We start from the raw sequence: 407 nt of genomic DNA on the forward strand, positions 1-407 counted from the left end.
ATCACGCTTACAGATGGGGATCTGTTGGCGGGAGCGTCGGATGTTGATGGCGATACGCTGAGTATCTCAGATGTTACATACACAGGTACGGATGGAATCTTCACCGATAATGGAGATGACACATATACCTTTGCACCGAATGAGAACTTCAATGGTAATGTCACCGTCGACTTTACCGTGTCTGATGGTCAGGGTGGTACCGATACGGCTCAAGCGAATATTGTAGTTGTTCCTGTGAATGACCCGCCAGTTGCAGGGGATACGTCTTTCAGCATGAATGAGGACGGTACAATTACATTGACACCTGCACAGCTTTTGGCGAATTCAAGTGACGTTGAAGGTGATGTGAGTCTGCAAGGTGTGAGCTACTCAGGATCAGATGGAACGCTGAGTGAGAATGATGATGG

Annotated in this window: 1 protein-coding gene; it reads left to right on the forward strand. The window is 47.9% G+C overall.

Features of this window, described 5'->3' with window-relative positions; translation table 11 throughout:
* The coding region (locus A3739_RS06965) for a tandem-95 repeat protein (protein ID WP_156502434.1) at positions 1–407 on the forward strand (407 nt) is incomplete at both ends.

The sequence above is a fragment of the Oleiphilus sp. HI0067 genome, from assembly GCF_001635735.1.